Here is a 21,600-nt window from a genome sequence, read left to right on the forward strand (position 1 = left end):
GGCGCCTCCTTCGCATCTCATGATGCATGGAACAGCCGACAGCGAAAGGGGCAGACGGTCTCGGTCCAGGCGAAACGACTGATCCGGTCGCCCAGGGCGATCCGGCGGCGGAAGCCCTCTCAGCGGCGAGAGAACCAGAGCTTGGTGGGTTGCTGCAGCATCAGGACCAGCAAGGTGACGTGCAGCGCGAGGCCGAAGATGCTGCCTGGCAGCGCGGCTGTGCCGCCGGCGATGCCGAACGCCGCGACCACGATCAGCATGATGCGGGCCCAGGGGCGGCGCTTGCGGAGGTAGACGGCCGGCAGGATGTAGGCGACGCCGCAGGCGAGGACGACTCCGACCACCAGGCTCCGCGCGCCCTTCGAACCGGTCAAGGTCTCGGCGATCTGCTCGCCCGCCGAGGTCAGGGAGAACACGCCGAGGAGCAAGCAGAGGCCGCCGAGGGCGAAGGAGATCACCGACGCGATCACCACCTGCTTCGGCGGCGCGGTCTGCAGGTCGGAGTACGGGTTCTGGCGGCCGAAGGATCCGCCGTACGGGCCGGGACGGTCGCCGTACGGGCCAGGGCCGGAGTTAGGCGGAGGAGGACCAGGCTGAGCGCCGGCTGGCCCACCGAACACGCCCGGATAGGGCCCCGGTCGGTCCTGGTCACGCGGCGGCTGATCGCCGTGCTGATCGGTCATGGCCTGGAGGTCCTTCCACCGGCGCCGACTGCGCCGCTGCCCTGATCCTCCCAGATCAGCACAAAGTCCGGGCGGCGGTAGACCTCCGCCAGCCGATAGTCGGAGAACCTCGGGCCAAGGACCCGAGTTTCTCCGCATCGCCGACAGCGAGCGCATGCGCCCCGGCCGGCCGGCAGCCAGCGGGCCGGGGCGGCAACCGTCAGGCGGGGACGCGTGCGGCCGCGACCTCGAGAGCGTCCTTGGCCTCGTTGAGGCGGACGTGCACGGTGTCGCCGTCGCGGATGTCGCCCGAGAGCAGGCCGCGGGCCAGCTCGTCGCCGATCGCGGACTGAACCAGCCGACGCAGCGGGCGGGCGCCGTACACCGGGTCGTAGCCGGTCATCGCCAACCACTCCATCGCATCCTCGCCGACGTCCAGCGTGATCCGCCGGTCGCTCAGCCGCCGCTGCAACGCCACGATCTGCAGGCCGACGATCTTCGTCAGCTCCTCGGAGCCGAGCGCGTCGAACAGCACGATCTCGTCCAGCCGGTTGATGAACTCCGGCTTGAACGCCTGCCGCACCACATTCATCACCTGGTCGCGCTTCGCGCTGTCGTCGATCGACATGTCCGCGAGGTACGCCGAGCCCAGGTTGCTGGTGAGCACCAGGATCACGTTGCGGAAGTCGACCGTGCGCCCCTGGCCGTCGGTCAGTCGCCCGTCGTCCAGCACCTGCAGGAGGATGTCGAACACCTCCGGGTGGGCCTTCTCCACCTCGTCCAGCAGGATCACCGAGTACGGGCGGCGCCGAACGGCCTCGGTCAGCTGGCCGCCTTCCTCGTAGCCGACGTAGCCGGGCGGGGCTCCGACCAGCCGCGAGACGCTGTGCTTCTCGCCGTACTCCGACATGTCGATCCGGACCATCGCCCGCTCGTCGTCGAAGAGGAAGTCCGCGAGCGCCTTCGCCAGCTCGGTCTTGCCGACACCCGTCGGGCCGAGGAACAGAAAGCTCCCCGTCGGGCGGTCTGGGTCGGAGATCCCTGCCCGGGCCCGGCGGACCGCGTCGCTGACGGCCTTGACCGCCTCGCGCTGACCGATGAGCCTGCGGCCGAGCTCGTCTTCCATCCGGAGCAGTTTGCCGGTCTCGCCCTCGAGCAGCCGGCCGGTCGGGATCCCGGTCCACATCGCGATCACCTCCGCGATCTCGGTCGGACCGACCTCCTCGTTGACCATCGCGTCCGGGCCGTCCGTCACCTCGGGCTCGGCGGCGGCCGCCTCGAGCTCCTTGGTCAGCTCGGGGAGTTCGCCGTAGAGGATCCGCGCCGCCGTCTCCAGGTCACCGTCGCGCTGAGCGCGCTCGGCCTGGCCGCGGAGCTCGTCGATCCGCTCCTTGATCTCACCCACCCGGTTCAGGCCGGACTTCTCCTTCTCCCACCGGGCTTCGAGCGCGCGCAACTCCTCCTCGCGGTCGGCGAGGTCGGCGCGCAGCCGCTCGAGCCGCTCCCGGCTGGACGCATCGTCCTCGCGGGACAGGGCGAGCTCCTCCATCTTCAGCCGGTCGACCGTGCGGCGCAGCGAGTCGATCTCAACCGGGGAGGAGTCGATCTCCATCCGCAACCGGGACGCAGCCTCGTCGACCAGGTCGATCGCCTTGTCCGGCAACTGGCGACCGGTGATGTAGCGGTTCGACAGCGTCGCGGCCGCCACCAGCGCGCTGTCGGAGATCGCCACCTTGTGGTGCGCTTCGTAGCGCTCCTTCAGACCGCGCAGGATCGCGATCGAGTCCTCGACGCTCGGCTCTCCGACGAACACCTGCTGGAACCGCCGCTCCAGCGCCGGGTCCTTCTCGATCCGGGTCCTGTACTCGTCCAGCGTGGTGGCGCCGATCATCCGCAGCTCACCTCTGGCCAGCATCGGCTTCAGCATGTTGCCGGCGTCCATCGCGCCCTCGCCGGACGCGCCCGCGCCAACGACCGTGTGCAACTCGTCGATGAAGGTGATGATCTGGCCGTCGGACTCCTTGATCTCGGTCAGCACGGCCTTCAGCCGCTCCTCGAACTCACCGCGGTACTTCGCGCCGGCGACCATCGCGCCGAGGTCGAGACTGATCAGCCGTCGCCCGCGCAAGGATTCCGGCACGTCGCCGGCCACGATCCGCTGGGCCAGCCCCTCGACGACGGCGGTCTTGCCGACGCCGGGCTCACCGATCAGCACCGGGTTGTTCTTCGTCCGGCGTGAGAGCACCTGGACGACACGGCGGATCTCCGAGTCCCGGCCGATCACCGGGTCGAGCTTGCCTTCCCGGGCCCGCTCGGTCAGGTCGACGCCATACTTCTCCAGCGTCTTCGTGGTCCCCTCGGCCTCCGGCGAAGTGATCCGTCGGTTGCCACGCATCTTGTCGAACGCCTGCAGTAGTGCGTCCGCGGTGACGCCCAGCGCGGTCTTCGCACTTCCCTCGACCGTGGCCAGCGAGATCAGCAGGTGCTCGGTGGAGACGAACTCATCCCCGAGCCCGAGGGCACGCTGCTCCGCCTGGCTCAGCACGTCCGAGGTCTTGGGCGACAGGCTCGGCGCCTGCACGCTGCCACCGCTCGCCTTAGGCAGCCGGGCGAGCTGCTCGGCGGTCCGGCGCCGCGCGGCGTCCACATCAGCGCCGGCGGCCTCGAGCAGACCGACAGTGGTCCCCTCGGGCTGCGCCAGCAATGCCGACAACAGGTGAATCGGTTCCACGGTCGGGTTGCCCGCCGCCGAGGTCTGACGGATCGCGACCGACAGGGTTTCCCGGGCCAGCGTCGTCAACCGCTGAACGTCCATCTGGTTCCAGCCTTTCAAGCTCAGCCAACAACAGTCACTACCAACAACCTATCCAAAGTTGAGCGCATTCCACTCAACTCTTCAAAACCTGGGGAGAACTCAGGGTCCCACCTGACTCCGACAAGCTCTGGAAGCATCGGCCCCAACCCGCATATTTCTGTACCTGTCCGCTGCGGTCGCGTGCCTCCCCGCGGACGGAACCAGAGGGCCGATCCACCGTCGATCACTGTCGGCGACGACAGCTCGCCGCAGGGGTGGAGGGCCAGACAGACGAGACAGTTTTGGTCAGCGACTTCCCGCCGCAACCGCCGGATCCAACCGAGCCGGGACGGCTGGCGCAGTACCCGCTGCGCTGATGGCCCTCGACCAGCGGATCGACCCACAGGCCCTTCGCTGGTTGGCGAACCACGGCGATCTCTCCTCATACGACCCTCATCCGGCGCCGGGCCGGCGCTGCGGAGACATGCCGGAGGCGCTCACTGCCTCCGATCACAGGGCGTGACCGCTGTCAGGGGTGAACTATCAGGCTCTGAACTCAGAGGCGCGGAGCCGGTAGACCTGCAGCTTGAGGTCGTAGTACTTGTCGGTCTCGCCGACCCACTCCATCCCGAGTCGGGTCGCGGTGGCGATCGCGCGCTTGTTGTGCGGTCGGGTGACGGCGAACAGTTCGTCGATCGCGCCCTCCCTGAAGGCCCACTTCGTCAACGTGCGGCTGGCCTCGGTGGCATAGCCGTACCCCCAGGCATCGGGTTTCAGTTGCCAGCCGATCTCGAGGTCTTCTTCGTAGGGCGGCAGTAGCCGGATGAGCAGGCCGCCCACCACCTCGTTGTCCTCCTTGCGGACAACGGCCCAGCGCCCCGCCGGTACTACGAAGTTGGGCTGCGCCTCGATCCACGCGCGGAGGATGACCCGCATTGTCGCGGCATCACCGACCCGCTCGATCGCAGGCGACAACCATTGGGCGACCTCGGCCGAGCCATAGATCTCCAGCGCGGCCTCGGCATCTTCTTCTTCCCAGTCCCGGATCACCAGGCGTTCACTCTGCAGTTTGAGCGTCACACAGCAAGCGTAGGCCGCGGCACCGGGGCAGCACGGGCGGTTGGGTGACAGCAGGAGGAGCTTCCGGACAGCAGGAAGCCCCCGGACCACCAGGGTCCGGGGGCTCTTGGCCGAAGACACCGGGGGGACGATGCCTCCGGCTGTCCGAAGGCGTCTGGGGGGACGCCTCCGGGGCCGAAGACGTCTCGGGTGGACGCCTCCGGGGCCGAAGACGTCCTGGGGGTGACGCCTTCGGTGGGCCGAAGGCGGTCATGCCTTCGGCGCCCGGGGGCTCCTTGGGGGGACAGGGAGCGGCCCGGGACCCGGAAGCCCTTGGGGGACTGGGCTTCCGGGGGAGCCGGAAACTCCCTGGGGGTTGGGAGCTTCCGGAGGTTCTAGGGGGCAGCGGGTCAGCGCTGGCCGAGTTCGAGGGGCTGGGTGCGGATCCACCGAGTGGTGGTCTGCTGCCGGCCCATCGCGATCACGTCACCGGCAGGACCGGCCGAGAAGACCCGGCTGCTGGTGCTCTGCCGCGACACTCCGACACCGCGCTGCACCTCGGCGAGCAGCTGGTTCACCCGCCGGCGCAGGTCCTCGACCTCCGACTGGAGCTCGAGGACGTGCCGGATGCCGGCCAGGTTGACGCCGTCCTCCTGCGACAGGTGCTGCACATACCTCAGCTTCGCGACGTCGTACGCCGAGTACCGCCGGCCCCGCCCGGATGCCCGGCTGGGCGTGACCAGGCCGAGCCGGTCGTACTGCCGCAGGGTCTGCGGGTGCATGCCGGCCAGTTGCGCCGCCACCGAGATCACGTAGATCGGGGTGCGGTCGTCCCAGGTCGGCACGCTGGTGAACGGGATGCCCATCACGAACTCCCGAACAACCCGGCCCGCAGATCAGGCTGGCCCGCTGACGTCGAGAACTCCTGCAGCTTGGTGCGTTGCTCGTCGGTCAGCTGGTGCGGCACCTGCACCTCGATGGTGAGGAGCAGGTCACCCTTGGTGCCGTCCCGCCGGACCGATCCCTTGCCCCGAACGCGCAGCTTGCTGCCGTTCGCAGTACCGGCCGGGATCCGGACCGTGACGGGCAGGCCGTCGAGCGTTGGAACCTTGATCTCGGCGCCCAGCGCGGCCTCGGTGAAGCTGACCGGGACGCTCAGCGTCAGGTGCTCGCCCTGCCGCCCGAAGATCCGGTGCGACTTCACGTGCACGCTGACGTAGAGGTCGCCCGCAGGCCCACCCCGCTCACCCGCGGCGCCCTTGCCCTTCAGCCGGATCCGCTGGTTGTCCTGCACACCCGCGGGGATGCGGACCTGCATGGTCTTGCTCGACTGGCCGCGACCGGAGCCGTGGCAGGTCTCACAAGGCTGGTCCACGACCAGACCGCGACCCTTGCACTCGGTGCAGGGCTCCGTCATCGCGAAGACACCACCCTGGACTGAGGTCTGCATCCCGGTGCCCTCGCACTTGAGACAGACCTTCGGCACAGTCCCGTACTTCGCGCCTGTGCCGCGGCAGGTCTTGCAAGGCTCGTCGCTGGTCATCCGGAGCCCGACGGTGACACCGTTGACGGCCTCGGCGAACTCGATCGTCGCCTCGGTCTCGATGTCGGCACCGCGGCGTGGACGGGCCGTCGAGGTGGTGGTCGTGGACCGGCCGCCACCGCCGAACATGCCGCCCAGGATGTCGCCGAGACCACCGCCACCGGTCGAGCCCGATCGGTTGAAGATGTCGCCGACGTCGAAGCCGAACCCCTGCCCGCCGCCGGCGCTGCCGGTCGGCATCCGGAAACCGCCGCTGCCGAACAGCCGACGCGCCTCGTCGTACTCCTTGCGCTTCTTGGCGTCCCCGACGACGTCGTACGCCTCGGAGACCTCCTTGAACTTGGCCTCCGCGGACGCGTCCCCGGCGTTGGAGTCCGGGTGGTACTTGCGCGCCAGCTTGCGGTAGGCCTTCTTGATCTCGGCGGCCTCAGCCGTCTTGGAGACGCCGAGAACCTTGTAGAAGTCCTTCTCCAACCAGTCTTTCGTACTCATCGACGCCTCACCTCCTCGCAGGGGTTCGCTTACTCAGCGGGCTTTTCACTGTCGCCGGTCTCAGCGCCGGCAGCCTCGCCGGGAGTGTTGTCCGCCGGCAACTGCTCGGTCGGCTCCGAGACGGCCACCCGGGCCGGCCGCAGGATCCGATCGCCCAGGCGGTAGCCCGGTTGCATCACCAGCGTCGCGGTCGGCCCGTCCACCTCGTCGGAATAGTTGTGCAGCAGCGCCTCGTGGATCCGCGGGTCGAAGGCATCGCCGACCTCGCCGTACTTGACCAGGCCCAGCTTCTCGGTGACCCGCTCGACCGTCTCGGCAACCGCCTTGAACGCGCCCTCGAGCTCACCCGCTTCGCGGGCCCGCCCGATGTCGTCCAGTGTCTGCAGCAGCTCGGTCAGCACCGAGCCGATGACGACCTCGCGGTTGGCCTCGCGATCCCGGTCCACCCGGCGCTTGTAGTTCACGTACTCCGCCTGCAACCGCTGCAGGTCCGCAGTACGCTCCGCCAGCGCTTCGGTCAACAGGGCCTCCTGGGCCGACGGCCCGATCAGGTCGGACGGCTCGCGCGGCGGCTGGGCGCCCGGCGTACCGGGCGTGCCTGGCGCGGCGCCACCCGCGGGAGCGTGCGAAGGCTCTCGCAGGTTGCCGGTCTCCGGGTCGATCCGGCGCTTGTCCCGGACGACGGGCTCGCCGTCGCCGAACTCGCTACCTGGGTCGGTGGGACGATCGGTCACTTGGTGTCCTCAGCCTTATCGGTCCCACTCTGGCTGTCCTGCGGACGGTCCTCGTCCACGATCTCGGCGTCGACCACGTCGTCGTCGCTGCTCGACTCGGACGCACCGTCGGTGCTGCCCTCGCCGGAGCTGCTGCCACCCGCGGCCTGGGCGTTCGCGTACATCGCTGCGCCCATCTTCTGGCTGGACTGGGCGAGCTTCTCCGACGCGGTCTTGATCGCGTCGGCGTCCTCACCCTCGAGCGCCTTCTTCAGCTCGGCCACGCCGTCGTTGACCTCGGTCTTGACGTCGTCGGGGATCTTGTCCTCGTTCTCCTGCAGGAACTTCTCGGTCTGGTAGACGAGGCCCTCGGCCTGGTTGCGGGACTCGACCGCCTCGCGGCGCACCCGGTCCTCCTCGGCGTACTGCTCGGCGTCGCGGACCATCTTGTCGATGTCGGTCTTCGGCAGCGCGGAGCCACCCGTGACCGTCATCCGCTGCTCCTTGCCGGTGGCAAGGTCCTTGGCGTTCACGTGCACAATGCCGTTCGCGTCGATGTCGAAGGTGACCTCGATCTGCGGCACGTTCCGCGGCGCCGGCGGCAGGCCGGTCAGCTCGAAGTTGCCCAGCGACTTGTTGTCCCGGGCCATCTCGCGCTCGCCCTGGTAGACCTGGATCATCACGGACGGCTGGTTGTCCTCGGCCGTGGTGAAGATCTCCGAACCCTTGGTCGGGATCGTGGTGTTGCGCTCGATGATCTTGGTGAACACGCCGCCCTTGGTCTCGATGCCCAGGCTCAGCGGGGTCACATCGAGCAGCAGGACGTCCTTGACCTCACCCTTCAGCACACCGGCCTGAAGCGAAGCGCCGACAGCCACTACTTCATCAGGGTTCACACCCTTGTTCGGGTCCTTGCCACCGGTCAGCTCCTTGACCAGCTCGGCCACCGCGGGCATCCGGGTCGAACCACCGACGAGGATGACGTGGTCGATCTTCGACACGTCGATGCCGGCGTCCTTGATGACTGCCTTGAACGGGGCGCGGGCGCGCTCCAGCAGGTCGTTGGTGAGCTTCTGGAACTCGGCCCGGGAGAGCTTCTCCTCCAGGTGCAGCGGGCCGGAGTCGGTCAGGCTCAGGTACGGCAGGTGGATCGAGGTCTCAGCCGCGCTGGACAACTCGATCTTCGCCTTCTCGGCCGCCTCCTGCAGACGCTGCATGGCCATCTTGTCGCCGGACAGGTCCGTGCCGTTCTTGTTCTTGAACTGAGTCACCAGCCACTGGACGATCCGCTGGTCCCAGTCGTCGCCACCGAGGTGGTTGTCACCGCTGGTGGCCTTCACCTCGAAGACGCCGTCGCCGATCTCCAGCAGCGAGACGTCGAAGGTGCCGCCACCGAGGTCGAAGACCAGGATGGTCTGCTCGGTGCCCTTGTCCAGCCCGTACGCCAGCGCAGCCGCGGTGGGCTCGTTGACGATCCGGTGAACGTTCAGACCGGCGATCTCGCCGGCCTCCTTGGTCGCCTGGCGCTGCGCGTCGGAGAAGTAGGCCGGCACGGTGATGACCGCGTCCGTGACCTGCTCCCCGAGGTACGCCTCGGCGTCCCGCTTCAGCTTCTGCAGCACGAATGCGCTGATCTGCTGCGCGGTGAACTTCTTGCCGTCGATGGAGACGTTCCAGCTCTCGCCCATGTGACGCTTGACGGAGCGGATCGTCCGGTCGACGTTCGTGGTGGCCTGGCGCTTGGCCACCTCGCCGACCAGGACCTCGCCGTTCTTGGCGAAGGCCACGACCGAGGGCGTCGTACGCGCTCCCTCGGCGTTGGGGATGACGGTGGGTTCGCCACCTTCCAGTACGGCGATGACGGAGTTCGTCGTACCGAGATCGATACCGACCGCGCGGGCCATGTGCGTTACCTCCACGAAGTTGAGTGATGCAGACTCAATGCTGCCGCCCCCGGGGCCCGGATTCAAATCGGGCCTGACTCCAGCAACCGCCTGGAACCGCCCGCAACCGCCCGGAACCGCCTGGAAGTGCAGACTTGAGTTCACCTGGCTCAACATTGCCGCACCCCGGGGTCATTCCCAACTCCGGGGTCCACTTTTCCGGGAATCCTCAGGTCACGCCCTGGTCAGACCCCTGCCGCGGAAGGCACCGCGCGTGGGATGGTGGCCTCGTGAAACTCCGCCCCATGACTTCTGCCGACGAGCCGGCCGTGCTCGCGCTGAACGCAGCCGCGGTCGAGCAGACGGACCCGCTGGGCCCCGATCGGCTGGACTGGCTCCGCCTGATCGCCGCCCACGCCGCTGTGGTGGAGACCGAGGGCGAGGTCGCCGCCTTCGTCCTCACCTTCGCCCCCGGCTCCGCCCACGACAGCCTCGACTTCCAGTGGTTCGCCGAAACCTATGCCGACCGGTTCCTCCACCTCGACCGGATCGTGGTCGCCGAGAAGTACCGCCGTCAGGGGATCGCCTCGCTGGTGTACCGAGCGGTGGAACGCTCGGCCAAGCCCTTCGACCGACTCGTCTGCCGGGTCCAGTCCGATCCCCCCGACATAGCCTCCCTCGCCTTCCACGCCGCCCGCGACTTCGTCGAGGTCGGCAAGATCCACCGCCCCGACGGCACCACCAGCGCCATGCTGTCCAAGGAACTCGCTGACTGACTCCCCGTTCACAATCTCCTTGCGTCCGAAGAACCGTTGGGCCAGCCCCTCGCTTCTTCGGACGCAGAGCAGATCAGAGAGCCCGTACGTCGAGGAGGGCGCGCAGGGGGAGCTCGTGGCGCAGCCGGGTGTCGGTGAGCGCGTCGACGATGCAGGCGGCGCCGATCCAGTGCGCGCCGCAGGCGTCCACCAGCTCGCGGACCACTCGGGCGGTCGCGCCCGTGTCGGCCCAGTCGTCGACCATCAGGACGCGATCACCCGCTTTGATCAGCTCGCGGCGGAAGCCGAACACGAGGTGCCGATCCTGGTAGTCCGGCCCGGTGGTTCGCTTCACCCAGCGATCGCTGTCGATCGCCTGCCCGTCGTCCTTGCGGACCTCCACGAACCCGACCCCCAGCGAAGCAGCCGTCAGGGCTCCGACGAGGGCGCCGCGGGATACCGGACCGAGAACCACCGTCGGCGCCTCGGCGTACAGGCCGACCAACGCGGGGCCCAGTTCACGGATCAGGTCCGGGTCGCGCCACCAGCCGGTGACGTCCGCGTAGCTGCTCGACACGCCGCGATCGGTCTGCCAGCTGAAGGCAGCCGTCAGCCGCCGGCGGAACTCCCCGTCGACCCGCCGCACCGCCACGCTGGACATACCACCAAGCGTGACGGGCTCCCCGCCCGGGCGCACCGCAATTTCTTCAGGCGAGGGCGGCGCGGGGAAGCAGCTCGCCGACGATCTCCCGGGTGAAGATGTCGTAGCTGATGATCAGCAGCCGATCGCCGGGCAGTTCGACGACGGCCGGGTTCGACTGGTCGAACGTGTCCTGGCCGGTATCGATGACGACGCGCAGCGGATCCTGGTCCCACCGCCCGCCGGGATCCTTCACGATCGTCGCCACCGTCGGCCGGCCCGCGTTGAACCGCTTGGAAATGTCGCCATAGGCAACCAGTACGGCGCCGTCGGACAAGGTCAGCGTGTCCGCCGAGAACGCATGCAGGCCTGACAGCTCGGGCGGCGACCAGGTCATGCCGTTGTCGTCGGACCTGGTGAGCTCCGCTTCGTCATCGGTCCGCAGCAACGCCACCACCTGTCCGTCCGGCAGCAACGTCAGGACCGGCTCGACGTACTCCCGGTCTCCGGCCTGCCCCAGCATGACCTCGTTCTCGGCGGGCCAGGTACGCCCGCCGTCCGTGGACCTGACCACGCTCGCCGAGTGACACGTATCGCCCGGGAACACCCCGTACACGGGCGCGAGCAGATCACCTCCAGGCAGCTCCAGGATCTGCCCGTGCGCGACGATGTGCCCCGACCTGAAAGAGTGCCAGACCTCCTCGGTCTCCTGCACCATCCGCGACCCGACCAGCACCGGCTCACCCCACGTCGTACCACCGTCGGCCGACCGCGACACGAGCACACCCGGACAGACGTACGGCCGAACCGACCAGTCGATCTGGAACCAGCTCAGCAGGAGTTCCCCGTTCTCGAGCTCCACCAGCATCGGATCCCGGTCGTCGTACAGCCCGTCCACCACCACCCGCGGCTCCGACCAGCTCACCCCGTCAAGACTCTCGGCCAGCACGATCCGTCCGACACTCCGCACATGCCCCAGCCCTTCCCGCCACACCACCAGCACCCGCCCATCCCGCACCCTGACGGCACTCGGAAAATACGGGAGCTGCCCCTGGATGGACCGGGCGACGGATATACGAGCCATACGGCCAAGGTATCGAGGGGCGGACCGCCAACACTCACCAACCACGCCCGGCCGGCAGACCTGCCGCTCAGCTCACGCGGCCGGAGCTGCTCATCGCCGGGTTGGTGAGTGTTGGCGGTCCGCCCCTGTGGACAAGCCCCGCGGCGATCGGCTCGAGTCCGTGACGATGGGGACAGACATGGCGGATGTACTCGAGGTGCTCGGGCGGCGCGGCGGGAGCGCATCCTTCGGCGAACTCCGCGCCCTGGTCTCGGCGCGAACCATCCGGAAGGCGCTCGCTACGGGGACGATCCACCGGGTGGCGAAGGGTGTCTACGCGCTGCCCGAGTCACCGTCTGCCCTGACGGTGGCCCGCAGCCAGGGCGGGGTGGTTTCCCATACCAGCGCGGCGCTGCACTGGGGGATGAAGGTGATCACGCCACCTCCGCTGCCCCATGTCACCTTGCCGCCCGGGAAGGTCCGCCGACGAACGGGTCAGCCGTGCATCCTGCACTGGACCGAGGCATCCGTCGACGGCGACGTGACCACGCCGATCCAGACCCTCCTCGACTGCATCCGGGTCCTTCCGCTCCCAGAAGCACTCGCAGTGACCGACTCAGCGTTGCACCAGGGAATCGTCGATCAGGATGATCTGTTCACTGCGGCCAGGAAGCTCCGAGGACCACACCGGCGCCGGATTCAGCAGGTGGTCGGCCTGGCAGACGGACGAGCCGAATCAGTGCTGGAATCCGCTCTGCGAGCCATCCTGCTGGAGGCCGGAATCGACGGCTTCGTTCCACAGGTCGCCGTCCGGGACGCCGAGTTCTCAGCACGGCTGGATCTCGGACATTGGGGTCTGCGCATCGGACTGGAGGCAGAGGGCTTCGAACACCACGGCACCCGCCAGGCGCTGGTCAAGGACTGCCGACGACACGTCAACCTCAGCATCCGCGGCTGGACAGTGTTGCGCTTCAGCTGGGAGGACATCATGTATGACCCGGACTGGGTGGCGGCGTCGGTGAGGGAGGCGACCGGACTTCCAACACTCACCAAGCGGCTGCTTCGGGCCGCCTGACCGCTCGCGTGAGCGTGAGTCCTGAGCTGGGATGCGGGTTAGTGAGTGTTGGAGGTCCGGCCCTACACCGGCCGGCCGGCTACGAAGGTTCGCGCCACCAGGGGGACGCCGGGGCGGTAGGGGAGGTGGAGGTAGGAAGGGGCGTCCAGGACAGCTAGATCGGCTTGGGAGCCGGGGGTGATTCGGCCGAGGTCGTCGCGTCGAAGGGAGGCGGCGCCGCCGGCAGTGGCGGACCAGAGGGCCTCTGCGGGGGTCATGTGCATCTCCCGTACTGCGAGGGCGATGCAGAGCGGCATCGACGAGGAGTAGCAGGATCCGGGGTTGCAGTCGCTCGCCAGCGCCACCGTGACGCCGGCGCCGATCAGGCGGCGCGCGTCCGGATAGGGGGAGCGCGTGGAGAACTCCACTGCCGGCAGCAGCCCGGCAACCACCCCGGTCGAGGCCAGTGCATCCACATCGGCATCCGACAGGTGGGTGCAGTGGTCGGCCGCCGCGGCTCCAAGCTCGCAAGCAAGCTGTACGCCGGGACCTTCGCCGAGCTGGTTCGCGTGGACTCGCAGCCCGAGGCCCTTCGCAGCACCGGCCTGCAGGATCGCCCGGGCCTGGTCCGCGTCGAACGCACCCCGCTCGACGAACACGTCGATCCACTTCGCATGCGGCGCTGCCACATCCAGCATCGCCCCGGTCACCAACGCCACGTAGCCAGCCGGGTCGTCCGCAAACTCGGGCGGTACGACGTGAGCCCCGAGATAGGTGGTCTCGTCGGTGAAGTTCGCCGCGATCGCCAAGGCACGCGACTCGTCCACGGCCGTCAGCCCGTAGCCCGACTTGATCTCGACCGTAGTGGTCCCCTGGCGACGCATCTCCGTCACGAGTCGGGCCACGTTCGCCGTCAGCTGGTCGTCGGAGGCCTCGCGTGTCGCCGCGACGGTGGTCCGGATTCCGCCTGCGCTGTAAGGCTCCCCGGTCATCCGCGCGGCGAACTCCTCCGCCCGATCGCCCGCGAACACCAGGTGCGAGTGCGAATCCACGAACCCGGGAATCACTGCCCGATCGCCGAGATCGAGCGAACCGTCCGCGGCCGGCGCCTCCCGCCGCGACCCGACCCAGGCGAACCGCGACCCCTCGATCACGATCGCCGCGTCCCGCAACTCCCCCAGTAGACCACCATGCGCCGGATCGTTCGTCACCAACGACCCGATCCCGGTCAGCAGCAGCGAGGTCATCCGGCGGCCACCACGGAGATCGAGGCAGCCAACTCCGCTGCCACGTCGAGCTTCAAGTGATTGCCTCCAGCCACCAACTGCACGCCTCCGGCAACCACATCCACCACATCAGCTGCGGTGGCGGCGAAGACGGCAGTCTCGAGCGAAGCGCCCGTGCCTGCGGTGCGAACGCTGTCCACCCGTACGGCGACCAGATCTGCCCGCGAGCCGACCGAGATCACCCCGGCGTCTTCGAAGCCGAGCGAGTGATGACCGTTGACGGTGGCTGCGGCGACCAACTCCGGCGCAGACCAGTGGCCGCGTTCCTGCGAGAAGAGCCGCTCGTCCAGCTCGACAGCCCGCATCTCCTCGAACAGGTCGATCACCGCGTGACTGTCGGACCCCAGAGTCAGCGCGGAACCGGCGTCCCGGAGCAGCACCGACGGCCCGATCCCGTCCGCCAGGTCCCGCTCGGTCGTCGGGCAGAAACACGAGTAGGTCGCTGAGTTCCCGAGCAGACCGACATCCACCGGTGTCAGGTGGGTCGCGTGCACTGCGCTGGTCCGCGGGCCGAGGAATCCCGCCTCGTCGAGCACCTGCGTGGGAGTCCGCCCGTACGCCTCGAGGCTGGCCGTATTCTCCGCGACCTGCTCCGACAGGTGGATGTGCAGCGGCGCGTGCGGCAACGCGGAGGCCACCGTGGCGAGCTGGTCCCGCGGTACGCCTCGCACCGAGTGCGCCGCTGCCCCGATCACCACGTCATCCCCACCGCTCAGGTCCAGCACGCGGGCGGCCCAGCCGGAGGCATCACCGTCGCTGAACCGCTGCTGCACCCCGTTCAAAGGCTGGTCGATACCACCAGCGACATAAGACGTGTCGAGCAACGCGATCCGCAGCCCGGCGTCTCGCGCGGCCGCGATCAACGCCTTCCCCATCGCGTTCGGGTCGTCGTACCGGCTGCCGCCTGGGCCGTGGTGGAGGTAGTGGAACTCCCCGACCGCTGTGATCCCGCTGAGCACCATCTCGCCGTACACCGCCCGCGCGAGTTGGTAGTAGCTGTCCGGGGTGAGCACCGAAGCCACGGCGTACATCTGCTCTCGCCAGGTCCAGAACGTTCCGCGCTCGGTCTGCGTCCGCCCGCGGAGCGCGCGGTGGAACGCATGGCTGTGGCAGTTCGCCAACCCTGGCAGGACCAACCCGTTCAGCCGCACCGCATCGCCGGCGGGCGTCCCGACCTCGACGGAGGTGAACCGCCCGTCCGCGACCGTGACGAGAACACTCGATGCCAGCCCGGACGGCAACAGCGCCTGCTCACACCAATACGTGGTCACCGCGCGAGATCCTTCAGTACTGCGGCCAGCGCGTCGACCCCGGCCAGGCAGTCGTCCTGCTCCGCGTACTCCGCGGGCGAGTGCGAGACACCGGTGGGATTCCGCACGAACAACATCGCCGTCGGGATCCCCGCATCCGATAACACCCCGGCGTCATGCCCGGCGCCGGTCGGCAACACCGGAGCCCCCTCCAGTACGCCGACCAGCCGGTCCCGCAGGCCCGGCTGGAAATCCACGACCGGCGAGACGGATTCCGCCACCACGTCGACGGTGGTCCTGTCCCGTTCCGCTCGCTCCGCCGCCTGCCGAGTGATTGCTGCGAGCAACGACCGCAGTACGTCGTCGGAAGCCGCCCGGGCGTCCAGCCAGGCAGTCACCTGCGACGGCACGGCGTTCGTCCCGTTCGGCTCGACCGACAGGCGGCCGAAGGTGGCTCGCGCGCCGGCGAGGCGGGCTTGCTTGTTCGCCGCGAGGGCCGTCATCGCATACGTCAGCATCGGGTCGTGCCGGTCCTCCATCAACGTGGTGCCGGCGTGGTTCGCCTCACCGGAGAAGGTGAACCGGAACCGCCCGTGCGGCCAGATCGAGCTCGCCACACCGACTGGAGCGGTCAAGGCACGACCTTGCTCCACATGCAGTTCCACAAAGGTCGCCATCCGGTCCAACAACGGCGACGGGCCGACGGCGGCCGGATCGATGCCCAGCTCGGACAATGCCGTGCTCAACGGCACTCCAGCCCGATCCTGCAGAGCCAGGGCCTTCTCGGCGGACAGGACGCCGGTAGCGACCCGCGATCCGAGACAAGGCATCCCGAACCGCGAGCCCTCCTCCTCCACGAAAGCGCCGACGCCGATCGGCACCGAGGGCTCGAAGCCCTCGGCCCGCAGTCGATCCACGGCCGCCAGCGCGGACACCACCCCGAGTGGACCGTCGAACGCGCCACCATCGATCACTGAATCCAGATGGCTCCCCGTCACGACCCCGGGCACGTTCGGTACGCCCGCGCCCCCAGCCGGGCCCGACGCAGTTCCCGAGGCCGGAGCGGGCACCGAGGAAGGTGACCACCAGGCGACCAGGTTGCCGAGGCCGTCGGACTCGAGAGCGAGCCCGCGGGCGGCGCACTGGTCGGTGAACCAGTCCGTCGCCGCGCGCTCGGTCGGCGTCCAGCCGCCCCGGTGGTACCCCCCGCTCGAGGGGTCCTTACCGATGGCGGCCAGCGCCGCCCACATCTGTTCGAACGACTCGGTCAAGGTCAGGACAGCGGGTTCTTCGACAGCCAGTCCTTCGCGACTACGTCCGCGCTCTCCTTGCCGACCTCGATCCGCTTGACCAGATCGGTCAGGCCGTCGGTGGTCAGCTTGGCTTGCACCGCGTTCAGCGTGGTCGCGACGTCAGGGCTCTTGTGGTCGGTCCGGATCAAGGGAACGACGTTGTTCGGCAGGTGGATGTGCTCGGGATCCTCCAGCACGACCAGCTTGTTGTCCTTGATCACCGACTGGGTGGTGAAGAACTGGGTCACCTGGATGGTGTTGTCCTTCAGCGCCTTCAGGCTCAGCGGACCACCCGCGTCCAGCGTCTTGAACTCCTTGAACTCGACGCCGTACTTGTCCTTCATGCCGGCCAGGCCGGCGGTCCGCGTCTTGAACTCGGGGCCGCCGCCGGCGACCAGGTTCTTGCTGACCGCCTTCAGGTCGCCGATCGACTTCAGCGAGTACTTGGCCGCGGTCTCCGGCGTCACCACGATGGCGTCCTCGTCCGCGGCCGGGGACTTGTCGAGCACCTCGAGTCCCTTCGGCAGTACGCCCGGGAGCGCCTTGTAGACGGCCTCCGCCTCGTTCTCGGTGGCGTCCTTCTTGAAGTAGACCAGGGTGGCCCCGGTGTACTCGGGCAGCAGGTCGACAGACTTGTCCTGGATCGCCGCCATGTAGAGCTCGCGGGCGCCGATGTTGAGTTTGCGGTTCACCTTGATGCCCTTGGCCTCGAGCGCCTGGGCGTAGATCTCCGCGAGCAGTTGGCTCTCGGCAAAGTTCGCCGAGCCAACGGTCAGCGAGTCGACCTTGGCGGGTGCGGAACCGCCGCCGGCGTCACTGCTGCCGCCGCCGAGCGGGTCGTCGCCTCCACCCCCGCAGGCTGCAAGCGCGAAAGCGGCTGTCGCGGCGATGGCGCTGCCGATGAAGGTTCTTCTGAACACGGGATCCTCCAGGGTCCGTTACTACACTCCGGCCGGTGCCGGAGCAGTTGAAGTCTTGGTGTCACTCTTGCCTCGCAGCCGGCCGGTGAGCCCGGCAGACACGGCATACCGCCCGATCGCGGCGAAGATGAGATCGAGCAGGATCGCCAGCACTGCGACCAGCACGGCGCCGGTCAGCATCTGCGGGAAGTCCCGCAGGCTGAGCCCATCGATCACGTACCGCCCCAGCCCGCCGAGTGCGACGTACGCCGCGACGGTGGCGGTGGAGACGATCTGCAGGGTGGCGCTGCGGAGTCCGGAGATGATCAACGGCAACGCGATCGGGATCTCCACCTTGGTGAGGATCTCGCGGCCGGTCATGCCCATCCCCCGGGCGGCATCGACGGTGGCCGGGTCGACGCCGGAGACTCCGGCATACGTCGAGGCGAGGATCGGCGGGATGCCGAGCACCACCAGGGCGATGATCACCGGCACCACGCCGATCCCGATCAGCAACACGATCAGGGTGAGCAGACCGAGCGTCGGCAGAGCGCGCCACGCGTTCACGGTGTTGATCGCCAGAAACGCACCACGCCGGGTGTGACCGATCAGCAGGCCGATCGGGAACGCGATCACGGCGGCGATGAGCAGCGAGAGGAACGTGTAGCCGAGGTGCTGCACGATCCGGTTGGTGATTCCCTCCGCGCCCGACCAGTTGGCCGGGTCGGTGATGAAGTCGAGAAGTCCCTGGATCATCGGAGGGCCTCCTTCACAGGGGTCTGGGCCCGCGCCCAGGGGGTCAGCAGCCGTTGGAGTCCGACCAGCAGGATGTCGGCGAGCAGCGCCAGCGCGAGGGACAGCACCACCCCGACCACGATCGGGGTCAGGAAGTCCTGCTGGAAGCCCAGCGTGAACAGCTGGCCAAGGCCGCCGATCCCGATGATCGCGCCGACGCTCACCATCGAGATGTTCGCGACCGTGACGACGCGCAGCCCGGTGAAGATCACCGGGATGGCGATCGGCAGGTCGATGGTCACCACCCTTCGCAGGGTGCCATAGCCCACCGACACAGCGGCCTGGAGCACTTCCTCGGGCACGGAGCGCAAACCGTCGATCACGTTCCGGATCAGCAGTGAGACCGCGTAGATGGTCAGCGCGATGATGATGTTGGCCTGGGACAGCACCTGGGTGCCGATGATCGCCGGCAGCACGATGAACAGCGCGATGGACGGCAGCGAGTACAGCACGCCGCCGAGTGCGACCAGCGGGTTCGCCAGCCAGCCGAACCTGGTCGCGACGTAGCCGAGCGGCACGGAGATCAGCAGCCCCAGCACCATCGGGATCAGCGACAGGTAGAGGTGCTGCCCCAGCTGGGTCCAGATCAGGCCGGTGTTGTCACCGATCCAGGTCACGGCCGAAGCACCTCGGCCAGCGTGATGTAGTCGATCACGCCGATCGCCTTGCCTGCCTCGTCCACGCAGACCCCCTGGCCGACCGGCGAGGTCAGCACCGAGTCCATCGTCGCGCGCAACGAGTCGCCCCGTTGGAAGACGGCTCCCAGCGGCAGCAGCTCGCCGTTGCTCTTCCACCCCAGCGGGCGGCCGTCGTCGCCGACCGACAACTCGGGCGGCAGCGGGGCCAGCGACAGGTCGTCCGGCTTGAGGAACGTCAGGGCGCGGTAGCCGCGGTCCTGACCGACGAAGCTTTCGACGAAGTCGTCGTCGGGGTGGGCGAGCAGCTCGGCCGGCGGTGCGAACTGGGCGAGCGTGCCACCGACGCGGAGTACGGCGACATTGTCACCGAGCTTGATCGCCTCGTCGATGTCGTGGGTGACGAAGACGATCGTCTTTCCGATGTCGCGCTGCAGCCGGAGCAGTTCCTCCTGCAGTTGGTGCCGCACGATCGGATCGACCGCGCTGAACGGCTCGTCCATCAGCATGATCTTGGGATCCGCTGCCAACGCGCGAGCCACGCCGACTCGTTGCTGCTGGCCACCAGACAGCTGAGCCGGGTATCGCTCGGCGAGCTTGACGTCGAGACCGACCCGCTCGAGCAGCTCCATCGCCGTCGCGCGGGTCTTCTTCTTGTCCCAGCCCAGCAGCTTCGGCACGGTGGCGACATTGTCGACCACGGTCTTGTGCGGGAACAGCCCGGCATGCTGGATCACGTAACCGATACCGCGCCGCAGGGTGACCGGATCACCGGCGTTGATGTCCTCGCCATCGATCGAGATCCGGCCGCTGGTGCGCTCGATGGTTCGGTTGATCATCCGCAGCGAGGTCGTCTTGCCGCAGCCCGAGGGCCCGACGAACACAGTGATCTCGTTGCTCGGGATCCGCAGCGAGAGCTTGTCGACGGCGACGGTGCCGTCCGGATACCGCTTGGTGACGTCTTCGAACTCGATCATGGCGCCCCTTCGCGCTCGTCGGAGATCGCCCGAACGATCCTAGGTGAACCAGAGCCGAGTTCCACATGGTCAGCTCGAATCTCATTCATCGGGAAAGTGCACCTTAGCGCTAGGGATTGCCACGGTCGCACTCCGCAGTCAGGACTCCTGCATCGGGATCCTGACACCTCGTTCGGCCGCTACTTCTTCTGCTCGTTCGTAGCCGGCGTCCACGTGCCGGATCACGCCCATCGCCGGATCGTTGGTCAGCACTCGCTCCAGCTTCCGCCGGGCCAACTCGGTGCCATCGGCAACGGACACCTGGCCGGCGTGGATCGACCGGCCCATCCCGACGCCACCGCCGTGGTGGATCGACACCCACGAAGCACCACTGGACACGTTGACCATCGCGTTCAGCAGCGGCCAGTCCGCGATCGCGTCCGAGCCGTCCAGCATCCCCTCGGTCTCCCGGTACGGCGAGGCGACGCTGCCGGTGTCCAGGTGGTCGCGTCCGATCACGATCGGCGCGTCGAGTTCACCCGACGCGACCATGTCGTTGAATCGCACGCCGGCCTTGTCGCGTTCGCCCTGGCCGAGCCAGCAGATCCTTGCCGGCAGCCCCTGGAACGCGACCCGCTCACCGGCCAGCTTGATCCACCGGGTCAGGTGCTCGTTGTCCGGAAAGAGATCGAGGACGGCCTGGTCCGTCTTGTGAATGTCCGCCGGGTTGCCGGACAGCGCGACCCACCGGAACGGGCCCTTTCCCTCACAGAACAACGGCCGGATGTACGCCGGGACGAAGCCGGGGAACTCGAACGCCCGGGTGTAACCCGCCTTGCGGGCCTCGTCGCGGATGGAGTTCCCGTAGTCGAACACCTCTGCTCCGGCGTCCTGGAATCCCACCATCGCCTCGACGTGCCGCGCCATCGACTCCTGCGCCCGCTCGGTGAATCCGGCGGGGTCCTTCTCCCGTGCGGTGGTCCAGTCGTCGAAGTCCACGCCCACCGGCAGGTACATCAACGGGTCGTGCGCGGAGGTCTGGTCGGTGACGATGTCGATCGGCGCGCCCCGCTCCAACAGGTCCGGCACGATCTCGGCGGCGTTGCCCAGGACACCGATGGACAGGGGCTTGCGGGCCGCCTTCGCCTCCTCGGCCAGGCGCAGCGCGTCGTCCACCGAGGACGCCCGCATATCGAGGTACCTGTGCTCGATCCGCCGCTGGATCCGCGACTCGTCCACGTCGATGCAGATCGCCACGCCGTCGTTCATGGTCACCGCCAGCGGCTGCGCCCCACCCATGCCGCCGAGTCCGGCGGTCAGCGTGATCGTTCCGGCCAGCGTGCCGTTGAACTTCTTCGCCGCGACAGCCGCGAACGTTTCGTAGGTGCCCTGCAGGATCCCCTGCGTGCCGATGTAGATCCACGACCCGGCCGTCATCTGGCCGTACATCGTCAATCCCATCGCCTCGAGCTTGCGGAACTCCTCCCAGGTGGCCCAGTCGCCGACCAGGTTCGAGTTCGCGATCAGCACCCGCGGCGCCCACTCGTGCGTCTGCATCACCCCGACCGGCTTGCCGGACTGCACCAGCATCGTCTCGTCGTCCTTCAACGTGGTCAGGGTCCTCACCATCGCGTCGAACGAGTTCCAGTCGCGAGCCGCCTTGCCCGACCCGCCGTACACGACGAGCTCGTCAGGGTGCTCGGCCACCTCGGGGTCGAGGTTGTTCTGCAGCATCCGCAGCGCGGCCTCCTGCTGCCAGCCACGGGCGGTGAGGGTGGTGCCCCGAGGGGCGCGAACGGGACGTGGTCCGGACATGTGTGATCCAGCCT

19 protein-coding genes are annotated in these 21,600 nt (G+C 68.3%); 2 read left to right on the forward strand and 17 right to left on the reverse strand.

Annotated features, from left to right (window positions below; genetic code table 11):
• Positions 1–119: 119 nt before the first annotated feature.
• The 7 genes from ABD210_RS13880 to dnaK all read right to left on the reverse strand — a co-directional run bounded on the left by ABD210_RS13880 (position 120) and on the right by dnaK (position 9,167).
• Complete coding sequence (locus tag ABD210_RS13880) at positions 120–683, reverse strand: hypothetical protein (RefSeq protein WP_344111650.1); 564 nt, start codon at positions 681–683, stop codon at positions 120–122.
• 199 nt (positions 684–882) lie between these two features.
• A complete protein-coding gene (clpB, locus tag ABD210_RS13885) occupies positions 883–3,477 on the reverse strand; it encodes an ATP-dependent chaperone ClpB (RefSeq protein WP_344111651.1) in 2,595 nt (864 codons plus the stop codon).
• Between the two features lie 522 nt (positions 3,478–3,999).
• Positions 4,000–4,536: a GNAT family N-acetyltransferase gene (locus ABD210_RS13890; protein ID WP_344111652.1), complete on the reverse strand. Its 537-nt coding sequence runs from the start codon at positions 4,534–4,536 to the stop codon at positions 4,000–4,002.
• A 389-nt stretch (positions 4,537–4,925) separates the two neighbouring features.
• Positions 4,926–5,381 (reverse strand): heat shock protein transcriptional repressor HspR, encoded by a 456-nt coding sequence (locus tag ABD210_RS13895; protein ID WP_344111653.1) that lies wholly within the window; start codon positions 5,379–5,381, stop codon positions 4,926–4,928.
• Positions 5,381–6,550, reverse strand: a complete 1,170-nt coding sequence (gene dnaJ, locus ABD210_RS13900; RefSeq protein ID WP_344111654.1) for a molecular chaperone DnaJ — start codon at positions 6,548–6,550, stop codon at positions 5,381–5,383. Before dnaJ ends, ABD210_RS13895 begins: the two co-directional genes overlap by 1 nt.
• Before the next feature lie 29 nt (positions 6,551–6,579).
• Positions 6,580–7,284 carry a nucleotide exchange factor GrpE gene (grpE, locus tag ABD210_RS13905; protein WP_344111655.1) on the reverse strand — a complete coding sequence of 235 codons (705 nt, stop codon included), beginning with the start codon at positions 7,282–7,284 and terminating at the stop codon, positions 6,580–6,582.
• A complete protein-coding gene (gene dnaK / locus ABD210_RS13910) occupies positions 7,281–9,167 on the reverse strand; it encodes a molecular chaperone DnaK (RefSeq protein ID WP_344112057.1) in 1,887 nt (628 codons plus the stop codon). Before dnaK ends, grpE begins: the two co-directional genes overlap by 4 nt.
• A gap of 284 nt (positions 9,168–9,451) precedes the next feature.
• On the opposite strand from dnaK, the gene ABD210_RS13915 reads away from it, so the two are divergent.
• Entirely contained in the window at positions 9,452–9,922 is a 471-nt protein-coding gene (locus ABD210_RS13915; protein ID WP_344111657.1) for a GNAT family N-acetyltransferase, read from the forward strand.
• A 73-nt stretch (positions 9,923–9,995) separates the two neighbouring features.
• Here the strand turns inward: ABD210_RS13915 and ABD210_RS13920 are convergent, their stop codons facing one another.
• Positions 9,996–10,562, reverse strand: a complete 567-nt coding sequence (locus ABD210_RS13920; RefSeq protein WP_344111658.1) for a phosphoribosyltransferase family protein — start codon at positions 10,560–10,562, stop codon at positions 9,996–9,998.
• 46 nt (positions 10,563–10,608) lie between these two features.
• Positions 10,609–11,625 (reverse strand): sialidase family protein, encoded by a 1,017-nt coding sequence (locus ABD210_RS13925; RefSeq protein ID WP_344111659.1) that lies wholly within the window; start codon positions 11,623–11,625, stop codon positions 10,609–10,611.
• A 178-nt stretch (positions 11,626–11,803) separates the two neighbouring features.
• On the opposite strand from ABD210_RS13925, the gene ABD210_RS13930 reads away from it, so the two are divergent.
• Positions 11,804–12,679 carry a DUF559 domain-containing protein gene (locus ABD210_RS13930; protein WP_344111660.1) on the forward strand — a complete coding sequence of 292 codons (876 nt, stop codon included), beginning with the start codon at positions 11,804–11,806 and terminating at the stop codon, positions 12,677–12,679.
• A 62-nt stretch (positions 12,680–12,741) separates the two neighbouring features.
• Here the strand turns inward: ABD210_RS13930 and hutI are convergent, their stop codons facing one another.
• From hutI to hutU, 8 genes are all read right to left on the reverse strand, one after another.
• Complete coding sequence (gene hutI / locus ABD210_RS13935; RefSeq protein ID WP_344111661.1) at positions 12,742–13,905, reverse strand: imidazolonepropionase; 1,164 nt, start codon at positions 13,903–13,905, stop codon at positions 12,742–12,744.
• Positions 13,902–15,215 (reverse strand): formimidoylglutamate deiminase, encoded by a 1,314-nt coding sequence (locus ABD210_RS13940; protein WP_344111662.1) that lies wholly within the window; start codon positions 15,213–15,215, stop codon positions 13,902–13,904. The genes hutI and ABD210_RS13940 overlap by 4 nt, the downstream gene beginning before the upstream one ends.
• Positions 15,212–16,465, reverse strand: coding sequence for an allantoate amidohydrolase (locus tag ABD210_RS13945; RefSeq protein ID WP_344111663.1), 1,254 nt, complete (start codon positions 16,463–16,465; stop codon positions 15,212–15,214). The genes ABD210_RS13940 and ABD210_RS13945 overlap by 4 nt, the downstream gene beginning before the upstream one ends.
• Positions 16,466–16,467: 2 nt before the next feature.
• Positions 16,468–17,406, reverse strand: coding sequence for an ABC transporter substrate-binding protein (locus ABD210_RS13950; RefSeq protein ID WP_344111664.1), 939 nt, complete (start codon positions 17,404–17,406; stop codon positions 16,468–16,470).
• A 21-nt stretch (positions 17,407–17,427) separates the two neighbouring features.
• Positions 17,428–18,141, reverse strand: coding sequence for an ABC transporter permease (locus ABD210_RS13955; RefSeq protein ID WP_344111666.1), 714 nt, complete (start codon positions 18,139–18,141; stop codon positions 17,428–17,430).
• Positions 18,138–18,797, reverse strand: coding sequence for an ABC transporter permease (locus tag ABD210_RS13960; protein ID WP_344111667.1), 660 nt, complete (start codon positions 18,795–18,797; stop codon positions 18,138–18,140). Before ABD210_RS13960 ends, ABD210_RS13955 begins: the two co-directional genes overlap by 4 nt.
• Complete coding sequence (locus ABD210_RS13965; protein ID WP_344111669.1) at positions 18,794–19,792, reverse strand: ABC transporter ATP-binding protein; 999 nt, start codon at positions 19,790–19,792, stop codon at positions 18,794–18,796. Before ABD210_RS13965 ends, ABD210_RS13960 begins: the two co-directional genes overlap by 4 nt.
• A 138-nt stretch (positions 19,793–19,930) precedes the next feature.
• Positions 19,931–21,586: a urocanate hydratase gene (gene hutU, locus ABD210_RS13970; protein WP_344111670.1), complete on the reverse strand. Its 1,656-nt coding sequence runs from the start codon at positions 21,584–21,586 to the stop codon at positions 19,931–19,933.
• Positions 21,587–21,600 lie beyond the last annotated feature (14 nt).

The organism is Kribbella alba, from assembly GCF_039529635.1.
Classification (GTDB): Bacteria; Actinomycetota; Actinomycetes; order Propionibacteriales; family Kribbellaceae; genus Kribbella; species Kribbella alba.

Coding starts and splice junctions, on each gene's coding strand:
- ABD210_RS13880 (WP_344111650.1), bottom strand. CDS start 683: ATGACCGATCAGCACGGCGATCAGCCGCCGCGTGACCAGGACCGACCG.
- clpB (WP_344111651.1), bottom strand. CDS start 3,477: ATGGACGTTCAGCGGTTGACGACGCTGGCCCGGGAAACCCTGTCGGTC.
- ABD210_RS13895 (WP_344111653.1), bottom strand. CDS start 5,381: ATGGGCATCCCGTTCACCAGCGTGCCGACCTGGGACGACCGCACCCCG.
- dnaJ (WP_344111654.1), bottom strand. CDS start 6,550: ATGAGTACGAAAGACTGGTTGGAGAAGGACTTCTACAAGGTTCTCGGC.
- dnaK (WP_344112057.1), bottom strand. CDS start 9,167: ATGGCCCGCGCGGTCGGTATCGATCTCGGTACGACGAACTCCGTCATC.
- ABD210_RS13915 (WP_344111657.1), top strand. CDS start 9,452: ATGACTTCTGCCGACGAGCCGGCCGTGCTCGCGCTGAACGCAGCCGCG.
- ABD210_RS13920 (WP_344111658.1), bottom strand. CDS start 10,562: ATGTCCAGCGTGGCGGTGCGGCGGGTCGACGGGGAGTTCCGCCGGCGG.
- ABD210_RS13925 (WP_344111659.1), bottom strand. CDS start 11,625: ATGGCTCGTATATCCGTCGCCCGGTCCATCCAGGGGCAGCTCCCGTAT.
- ABD210_RS13930 (WP_344111660.1), top strand. CDS start 11,804: ATGGCGGATGTACTCGAGGTGCTCGGGCGGCGCGGCGGGAGCGCATCC.
- hutI (WP_344111661.1), bottom strand. CDS start 13,905: ATGACCTCGCTGCTGCTGACCGGGATCGGGTCGTTGGTGACGAACGAT.
- ABD210_RS13955 (WP_344111666.1), bottom strand. CDS start 18,141: ATGATCCAGGGACTTCTCGACTTCATCACCGACCCGGCCAACTGGTCG.
- ABD210_RS13965 (WP_344111669.1), bottom strand. CDS start 19,792: ATGATCGAGTTCGAAGACGTCACCAAGCGGTATCCGGACGGCACCGTC.
- hutU (WP_344111670.1), bottom strand. CDS start 21,586: ATGTCCGGACCACGTCCCGTTCGCGCCCCTCGGGGCACCACCCTCACC.